At 71.4% G+C, this 8,862-nt stretch carries 6 protein-coding genes; all 6 read right to left on the bottom strand.

The features are described from left to right. Window positions 1-131: 131 nt before the first annotated feature. Window positions 132-1,733 carry an alpha/beta fold hydrolase gene (locus F9B16_RS46385; protein WP_225992550.1) on the bottom strand — a complete coding sequence of 534 codons (1,602 nt, stop codon included), beginning with the start codon at window positions 1,731-1,733 and terminating at the stop codon, window positions 132-134. Between the two features lie 305 nt (window positions 1,734-2,038). Next, on the bottom strand, window positions 2,039-3,697 hold the full coding sequence (locus tag F9B16_RS46380) for an alpha/beta hydrolase (protein WP_151546655.1): 1,659 nt from the start codon (window positions 3,695-3,697) through the stop codon (window positions 2,039-2,041). A 370-nt stretch (window positions 3,698-4,067) separates the two neighbouring features. Beyond that, the gene (ispG, locus tag F9B16_RS46375; protein WP_225992549.1) at window positions 4,068-5,261 is read right to left on the bottom strand and encodes a flavodoxin-dependent (E)-4-hydroxy-3-methylbut-2-enyl-diphosphate synthase; all 1,194 of its coding nucleotides are present in this window, start codon (window positions 5,259-5,261) and stop codon (window positions 4,068-4,070) included. Between the two features lie 110 nt (window positions 5,262-5,371). Next, the gene (locus F9B16_RS46370; RefSeq protein ID WP_151546654.1) at window positions 5,372-6,571 is read right to left on the bottom strand and encodes a M50 family metallopeptidase; all 1,200 of its coding nucleotides are present in this window, start codon (window positions 6,569-6,571) and stop codon (window positions 5,372-5,374) included. A gap of 66 nt (window positions 6,572-6,637) precedes the next feature. Then, entirely contained in the window at window positions 6,638-7,858 is a 1,221-nt protein-coding gene (gene dxr / locus F9B16_RS46365; RefSeq protein ID WP_225992551.1) for a 1-deoxy-D-xylulose-5-phosphate reductoisomerase, read from the bottom strand. Between the two features lie 155 nt (window positions 7,859-8,013). Beyond that, a partial coding sequence (locus F9B16_RS46360) for a sensor histidine kinase (RefSeq protein ID WP_151546652.1) occupies window positions 8,014-8,862 on the bottom strand: 849 nt, incomplete at its 5' end.

Raw genomic sequence — 8,862 nt, 5'->3', positions numbered from 1 at the left:
GTCCCGGCGGCGGCCCTTCTTCCAGCGTGGTTCAGCACCCCCGCTTTCTACCGGCGCGCCCGCGCGTGTCGCGGGAACGGCGGGGTTCGCGCGATTCCGTCCGAAAACGGATCTCGCGGTGAACCGGGGCGTTACGGACGGCCGATCGGCAGGTCCTTGCCCGCGACGGCGCCGGCGGCCTTGGCCGTCATCGCCGTCGGGTTCGGGTCGTTCAGCGCCGGGACGGCCTGGCAGTAGGCGTCCGCGCCCTTGCTGCTCTTCGGCAGGGCGCCGCTGTCCAGGTAGGCGGCGACCTTGTCGTCCAGGCACGCGTTGCCGTTCAGCGTGTTGGCGTGGGTCTTGCCGCCGACCTCGAGGACGAGCCGCGAGGACGGGAACACCTTGTGCATGTTGTAGCCGCCGGCGACCGGGGTCGCGGCGTCCTGCGACGACTGGACGAGCAGCATGCCGGGCAGGCTCTTGCTCGCCTTCAGCTTCAGCGCGGGACCGCCCTGGAACGGCCAGTACGCGATGGGCGCGTTGAACCAGACGTTGCTCCAGGTGTTGAAGCGGTAGCCCTCCTTGTAGAGCTTGGCCGCGTCGTTGTGCCACTTGTTCCAGTTCCGCGGCCACTTGGCGTCGGCCGCCTGGACGGCGTTGTAGACGGCGAAGTCGTTGTCCTCGCCGCCGGTGTTCAGCCAGTCGAGCAGGCCGGAGGCGTCCTTCTTGGTCACCCAGTCCGACAGGGCCTGCGCGAACGGGATGTAGTAGCCGGTGTTGTAGCCGGCGGTCAGGACGATGTCGTCCAGCTCGTCCGGGCCGATCTTGCCGCCGATCGGGGACTTCTTCGCGGCGGCGCGGACGGCGTAGTACTCCGCCTCGACGGCCTTCTCGGACTTGCCGAGGTGGTAGAGCGAGTCGTACTTGCCGGTCCACGCCCACCAGGACTTCATGTTCCGCTCGAACGCCTTGTCCTGCTCGAGCTGGGCGTCGTACCAGACCGTCTTCGGGTTGACGTTGCCGTCGAGCACCATGTGCTTCACGCGGTTCGGGAACAGCGTGGCGTAGGTGGCGCCGAAGTAGGTGCCGTAGGAGAAGCCGTACCAGCTGATCTTCTGCTGGCCGAGCGCGGCGCGGATCGTGTCGACGTCGCGGGCGGCGTCGGTGGTGCGCATGTGCGGCAGCATCCAGCCGAACTTGCGCTGGCAGTCCTGCGCGTACTTCTTGGCCTTGGCCTTCCAGACGGCCTCGTCCTTCGCCGAGTGCGGGACGTAGTCCGGCCGGACCGGGTTGTACCAGGTCTTGTCGCACGTGAGCGCGGGCTGGCTGGATCCGACGCCGCGGGGGTCGAAGCCGATGATGTCGTACTTGGCGGCGGTGGCGGCGTGGCCGACGCCGCCCATCCAGCGGGCCAGCGCGGGCGCGTACTCGATGCCGGTGCCGCCCGGGCCGCCCGGGTTGACGAACAGGACGCCCTGGTAGTTCTTGTCGTCGGTGTGCTTGTAGCGCGACACCGCGATGGAGATCTTGCGGCCGTTCGGCTTGGCGTAGTCGAGCGGCACCTGGACCTGGGCGCACTCGGCCTTGTTCATCGGGTCATCGGGGCCGCTGACCTCGCACTTGCCCCAGTTGATCCCGCTCGCCGCGACCAGGCCCGCCGGGGACGGGCTCGTGGCGGCGTTCGCGGAGACGGCGGCGACGGTGCCGCCGGCCGCCACGGCCGCGGCGGCCGTGACGATGACGATCCTCTTCACTTGACCCCCTCAGATCGGCGGCTCCGGAGCCCCGGTCGGACTCGGAGGGGGGAGCTGCGCCGATGCATGCGGATGCGTGATTGCGTGGAGATTGTGGCGGTTCTGGGCGATATGGCGGGAGAGTCACTCGTGACCAGATGCGAAATCGTGACAAGATCCACCAATGTTCGTGATGTAGGCGCGTGCGCGCCGCGCCGCCGGAGCCCCGGCATGCGAAGAGGGCCCCGGGGATCGCTCCCCGGGGCCCTCCCCGGCCGTTCCGCGGGCCGGCGCGGGCTCACCGCCCGGTCAGCCGTTCACGGTTCTCAGCGGATGACGTCGTCGCTCAGCCGCGCCGCCTTCGTCACCGTCGTGGACAGCGACTTGGCCTTGGCGGACGTCTGCGCCGGCGGCACCGGGTCGCCGAGCTGCGGGACGTGCGTGATGGACTGCCCCGGACGCTCCCCGGTCAGGAAGTACCGGTCGAAGATGGCGTCCACGGCCGCCGAACCGCGGTGCACGATGCAGTGCGTGCGGTCACCGTCCTGGATCACCAGCTGCGAGCCCTTGAGCCGGCGGTGCATGTCGAGCGCGCCGGCGAGCGGCGTCGCCGCGTCCTCGCTGCCCTCGAACTGCAGGATGTTGCGCGGCAGCTCGCGGTTGCGCCCGACGTTCACCGGCGTGCCGGCCTTGGCGGGCCAGGTCAGGCACGGCGCGTTGAACCACACGTTGCCCCAGGTGAGGAACGGGTGCTTCTTGTTGATGCGGACGTTGTCGCGCTCCCACTTCGCCCAGCTCGTCGGCCACTGGACGTCGGTGCACTGCACGGCGTTGTAGACGGCGAACTCGTTGTCGTCCGCGCCGCCGGTCGTCTGCGCGCCGAAGGTGCCGACGAACGTCTCGGCGTCACCGGCCTTGTAGGCCGCCAGGCCCACCGCGTAGCCGTTCCACAGGGACTGGCTGCGGCGGTACGCGGCGTTCTGGATGACGTCGGTCAGCTCGTCCGGGCCGACGGCGAACTTCTGGCCGCTGCTCGGGTCGGTGTAGTACACCGGCTTGGTCTTGAGCGTGGCGCGCAGCTTGTAGAAGAACGACCGCACGGCCGTCTGCGTCGAGCCCAGGTGGTAGACGGAGTCGTACTTGGCGATCCACCCGAAGTAGTAGTCCATGTTCTTGTCGAACTGGACGTCCTGGTTCAGGTTGGCGTCGTACCACACGTCCGACGGGCCGACGTTGCCGTCCAGCACCATCCGGCCCACCGTCTTCGGGAACATCGTCGCGTAGACGGAGCCGAGGTAGGTGCCGTACGAGGCGCCGTAGTAGTCGAGCTTCTTGTCGCTCAGCGCCTTGCGGATCGACTCCATGTCGCGGACGGAGTCGGTCGTCTTGATGTGGTTCAGCAGACCGATCTTGTCGGCCTTCTTGCACGCGTCCGTGTACGCCTTGGACTTCTTCAGCCACACGGAGACCGAGGCGCGGTCGCCGGTGCCGTAGTCGGGGCGGGGGGCGTTGGTGTAGTTCGGGTCGCAGCTGAGCGAGGGGACGCTCATCCCGACGCCGCGCGGGTCGAACCCGATGACGTTGTAGGCGTCCTTCAGCGCCGCGGAGTTCTGCGCGAACACCCGCGGGCCGAACAGCGCGCCGCCGCCGCCCGGGCCGCCCGGGTTCACCACCATGTCGCCCTTGGCGGCGCCCGACCCGGTGTGCGGGGTCCGGGTCAGCTGCAGCGTGATCTTCGTGCCGCTCGGCTTGGCGTAGTCCAGCGGCACCTGCAGCTCGCCGCACTGCACGATCTTGGAGACCGGGTACAGCCCGTCGTACAGGTCGTGGACCTGCTGGACGAAGTCCGCGGGGCAGGCGTGCCACTTGACCGCGGCGGGGTCGAACCCCGAGGCCGCGGAGGGGCCCGCGGCCTGTGCGCTCGCGGTGCCGAGCCCGGTCAGCCCGAGCCCGGCCACCGCGGCCACGACGACAGTCCTCTTCACATATCCCCCTAACCTGTCGACTCGGATGAGTCAGACATTTGGGTAAACAAGTGAAGATTGTTGTCCTGCGGACAAGTCCGACGACAGAGCTTGTCGTGAGCAGATGCAGAATCGTGACAAGATCCACGGAACTTTGTGATATGCCCGAACGTTCGGGTTCCGGGCCTGCCGGCGGGCGGCCGCCCAGGGCTCGCCAGGGGGCCCGGCCGGGGCGCGCGCGGCCGTACCGGCGGCCACCGGCCACAACACGCGAAAAAGGGCCCCCGGGCTCATCACCCGAGGACCCTTTGGGGTCCGTCCCCGACCGCCTACGCGGCCGTCACATCACCGGACCGCCTCGCACCGGCGGTGCGCCGTGCGGAGCCCGGCGTCAGCTCACCACCACCTGCGCGCCCGGGCCGGACACCGACCCGTCCTCGCCGATCTCGATGCCCATGTCGTCGGCGATGCGCATGGCCTCCTCGATCAGCGTCTCCACGATCTGCGACTCCGGCACCGTCTTGATGACCTCGCCCTTGACGAAGATCTGGCCCTTGCCGTTGCCGGACGCGACGCCGAGGTCGGCCTCCCGCGCCTCGCCGGGCCCGTTCACCACGCAGCCCATCACCGCGACGCGCAGCGGCACCGGGAAGTCCTTCAGGCCCGCGGTGACCTGCTCCGCGAGCGTGTAGACGTCCACCTGCGCCCGCCCGCACGATGGGCACGACACGATCTCCAAGCCGCGCTCGCGCAGCCCGAGCGACTCCAGGATCGCCGTGCCGACCTTGACCTCCTCGACCGGAGGCGCCGACAGCGACACCCGGATCGTGTCGCCGATCCCCTCGCTCAGCAGCGCGCCGAACGCCACCGCCGACTTCACCGTGCCCTGGAACGCCGGCCCGGCCTCGGTCACGCCGAGGTGCAGCGGGTACTCGCACGCGGCGGCGAGCTTGCGGTACGCCTGGATCATCACGACCGGGTCGTTGTGCTTCACCGAGATCTTGATGTCCCGGAAGCCGTGCTCCTCGAACAGCGAGCACTCCCACAGCGCCGACTCGACCAGCGCGTCCGGGGTGGCCTTGCCGTGCTTCTCCAGCAGCCGCTTGTCCAGCGAGCCGGCGTTGACGCCGATCCGGATCGGCACGCCCGCGTCCTGCGCGGCGCGCGCGATCTCGCCGACCTTGTCGTCGAACTTCTTGATGTTGCCGGGGTTGACCCGGACCGCCGCGCAGCCCGCGTCGATCGCCGCGAACACGTACTTGGGCTGGAAGTGGATGTCGGCGATGACCGGGATCGGGGACTTCTTGGCGATCGCCGGCAGCGCCTCCGCGTCGTCCTGCGACGGGACCGCCACCCGGACGATCTGGCAGCCGGACGCGGTCAGCTCCGCGATCTGCTGCAGCGTCGCGTTGACGTCGGCGGTGAGGGTCGTGGTCATCGACTGCACCGAGACGGGCGCGTCGCCGCCGACCGGCACGTTCCCGACCATGATCTGGCGCGACCTGCGCCGCGCCGCGACCAGGCCCCGCGCCCCCTGTCCGTCGCCCTCGCCGCGGACCGTCGGAATACCCAGTGAAACGCTCATCCCTCTCCTCTGACTCGCTTTGCCCAGCCTAGGCGCCCCGCATGGATGAGGTGACGGCGACCGGCATGGAATAGTGTGACCGCTCGGCTACGTGCGGTAAACCTTCTCGCTCATTGCGGCATCTGGAGCGGGTTGACCAGGTCCGCGAGGATCAGCAGCACCCCGAGCCCCACGAGCACCAGCACCGCCAGATATGTCAAGGGCATGAGCTTGGTCATATCGACGGTGCCCGGATCCGGACGTCCCCTGATGCCGTTGAAGCGCACCCGCAACCGCTCGTAGGCGACGACCGCGAGGTGCCCGCCGTCCAGCGGCAGCAGCGGGACGACGTTGAGCGCTCCTAAGAAGATGTTCACCGAGACGACCAGCGACAGATACAGAGCGACCTTGTCGCGGGCGGTGCTGTGCGAGGAGAAGATCTGCCCCGACACCTCCGTCGCGCCGACCACGCTGCCGACCTGGCCGCCGGGCGAGCTCTGCCGCTCGGGGGTGAACAGCTTCGGGATCGCCGACGGCAGGTCCACCACGATCTGGCCCATGCTCTGCACGGTCCGGCCGATGGCGCGGCCCGCGAACACCGCCGCGTTCAGCGGGCCCGTCCGCTCGTAGCCGGAGCCGACGACCCGCGCGGACAGGCCGACGAACGGCTCCCCGCCGACGTCCGCCAGCCGCATCCGCAGCGTCACCGGCTGCCGGACGCCCGCGCGCCGCACGACGACCGGCACCGTCTGCCCCGGCTTCGCCTTGTCGATGGCGTCGCGCAGCTCGTCCCAGTCCGCCACGCTCGTGCCGTTGAAGGTGAGCACGCGGTCGCCCGCGCGCAGGCCCGCGGCCTTCGCCGGCGACTCCGGGCGGCCGCCGCCGCAGCCGTCCTGCAGCCGGGCCGGCACGCAGGAGCTGACCTGGTCCACGGTCGTCGTCACCGTGCCGGGCTCCCGCACGCCCACCGTCATCGCCATCGCCATCAGCAGCACGAAAGCGAACACGAAGTTCACCACGACGCCCGCGGCGATGACGACCGCGCGCCGTCCCGCGGGCTGCCGGTAGAACGCGCGCGGCCGGTCGGCCTCGTCGACCTCCTCCAGCGGCGTGTAGCCGATGATCTTGACGAAGCCGCCGAGCGGGATCGCCTTGACCCCGTACTCGGTCTCGCCGCGGGTGCGCGACCACAGCGTCGGCCCGAACCCGACGAAGTACTGCGTGGCCTTCATCCCGAACCGCTTGGCGGTGAGCAGGTGCCCGCCCTCGTGGAGCATCACCGACACCAGCAGCGCGATGACGAACGCCACCGCGCCCAAGGTGAAGGCCATCCGATCCCCCTTCCGGGTCCGGTCCCGCCCGGGGGATCCCCCCGCGCCCGGCCGGCCCCGCGAGGCTCAGGCCGGGCCGGTCGCTTCCCTGGTCCGTGCGCGCGCCCAGGCGTCGGCGGCCAGCACATCGTCCAGCGTCAGCTCGCCCGGCGTCCCGGACCCGTGCTCCTCCATTACCCGCGTGATCGTGTCGACTATCCCCAGGAACGGCAGCCGTCCGGCGCGGAACGCCTCCACACATTCCTCGTTGGCCGCGTTGTAAACGGCGGGGACCGTCCCGCCCAGCTCGCCGGCGCGGCGCGCGAGCGCGACGGACGGGAACGCCTCGTCGTCGAGCGGGAAGAACTCCCAGGTGTGCGCCTTCGTCCAGTCGACGCAGGGCGCGGCGTCCGGGACGCGGTCCGGCCATTCGATGCCGAGCGCGATCGGCAGCCGCATGTCGGGCGGGCTGACCTGCGCCAGCGTCGACCCGTCGGTGAACTCCACCATCGAGTGGACCATCGACTGCGGATGCACGACGACCTCGATCCGGTCCATCGGGACGTCGAACAGCAGGTGCGCCTCGATGACCTCCAGCCCCTTGTTGACCAGGGTCGCGGAGTTGATCGTGATGACCGGGCCCATGTCCCAGGTCGGGTGCTTCATCGCCTGCTCGGGCGTGACGTCGGCCAGCTCGGCGCGGGCCTTCCCCCGGAACGGGCCGCCGCTGGCGGTCACCACCAGCCGCCGCACCTCCTCCGCGCGGCCGCCGCGCAGGCACTGCGCGAGCGCCGAGTGCTCGGAGTCGACCGGGACGATCTGCCCCGGCCGCGCCCGCTGCTTCACCAGCGGCCCGCCGATGATGAGCGACTCCTTGTTGGCGAGCGCGAGCGTGCTGCCGGCGTCCAGCGCGGCCAGCGTGGACGCCAGGCCGAGCGCGCCCGTCACCCCGTTCAGCACCACGTCGCACGGCCACGCCGCGACCTCGGCGACCGCGTCCGGACCGGCGACGATCTTCGGGATGGCGTAGTCGCCGGAGGCGTAGCCGCGCCGCTTGGCCTCGGCGTAGAACGCCAGCTGGAGCTCCTGCGCGGCGGACCCCTTGGCCACCGCGACGACCTCCGGGCGGAACTCCAGCGCCTGCGCGGCCAGCAGCTCGACCCGCTCGCCGCCGGCCGCGAGGCCCGCGATCCGGAACCGGCCGGGGTTGCGGCGGACGACGTCGAGGGCCTGGGTCCCGATCGAGCCGGTGGAGCCGAGGACGACGAGTTCGCGTGCGGCGGGCGCGGCGGCGCCTGAGGGAGACATCACCGGACCATTGTCGGACATCGGCGCGCGGGCGTCCCCTCACCCCGCCCGGGTGTCGCGGCCCCAGCCTCCCGGACCGGGCGTCTAGGGACGCGGCGCCGCGCTGCGCCGACGCGGCGCCGCCCTGCGCGCGCGGGCAGGTCCGTGGTCGGCGATCAGCGGGCGAGCGGGAGGCTGAGCACGAGCCGCGCGCCGAGCGCGCCGTCCGCGGCCCGCAGCGTCCCGCCGTGCACGGCGGCGATCTGCCGGGCGAGCGCCAGGCCGAGCCCGCTGCCGCCCTCGGACCGGCTGCGCGCGGCGTCCAGCCTGGTGAAACGCTCGAAGACGCGGTCGCGGTCGGCGTGCGGGATGCCCGGCCCGTCGTCGCGCACCTCCACGATCGCGCTGTCGCCCTCCTGCCGCGCCTCCACCTCGACCAGCCCGTTCGCGTGCCGTTCGGCGTTGTCGAGCAGGTTGAGCAGCAGCCGGGTGACCTCGAACCGGTTGGCCTCGACGGTGAGGCCGGGCTCGGCCTTGGCGTGCACCCGCACCGGGGCCGTCCGCCGCGCGACCTCGGCCTCGACCAGCGCGGCGAGGTCGACCGGCTCGCGGTCCGGGGTTGCCCCCGAGTCGAGCCGGGCCAGCGCGAGCAGGTCGTCGACGATGCGGTGCAGCCGCTCGCTGTCGCGCAGCGACCGGCGCAGCGTGTCCACGAGCTCGGGGTCCGCGGGGTCGGCGAGGGCCAGCTCGATCTGCGCGCGCAGGCCGGTCAGCGGCGTGCGCAGCTCGTGCGAGGCGTCCGCGATAAACCGGCGCCGGTGCACCGTCGAGCGCTCCAGCCGGTCGAGGACGCCGTTGACGCGGCGCGCGAGCCGGGCGGTCTCGTTGCCGGGGTCGGGGACCGCGAGGCGGCGGCGCGGGTCGGCGGCGGTGATCTCGGCCAGCTCCGCGTCGAGCCGCCGCACCGGCCGCAGGGCCCGGCCGGCGGCGGCCCACGCGCCCCAGCCCGCGACGGCGACGACGAC

Origin of the sequence: Actinomadura montaniterrae (assembly GCF_008923365.1) — a bacterium.
In the GTDB taxonomy this organism is placed as follows: Bacteria; Actinomycetota; Actinomycetes; order Streptosporangiales; family Streptosporangiaceae; genus Spirillospora; species Spirillospora montaniterrae.
This window is presented reverse-complemented; position numbering and strand designations above follow the sequence as displayed.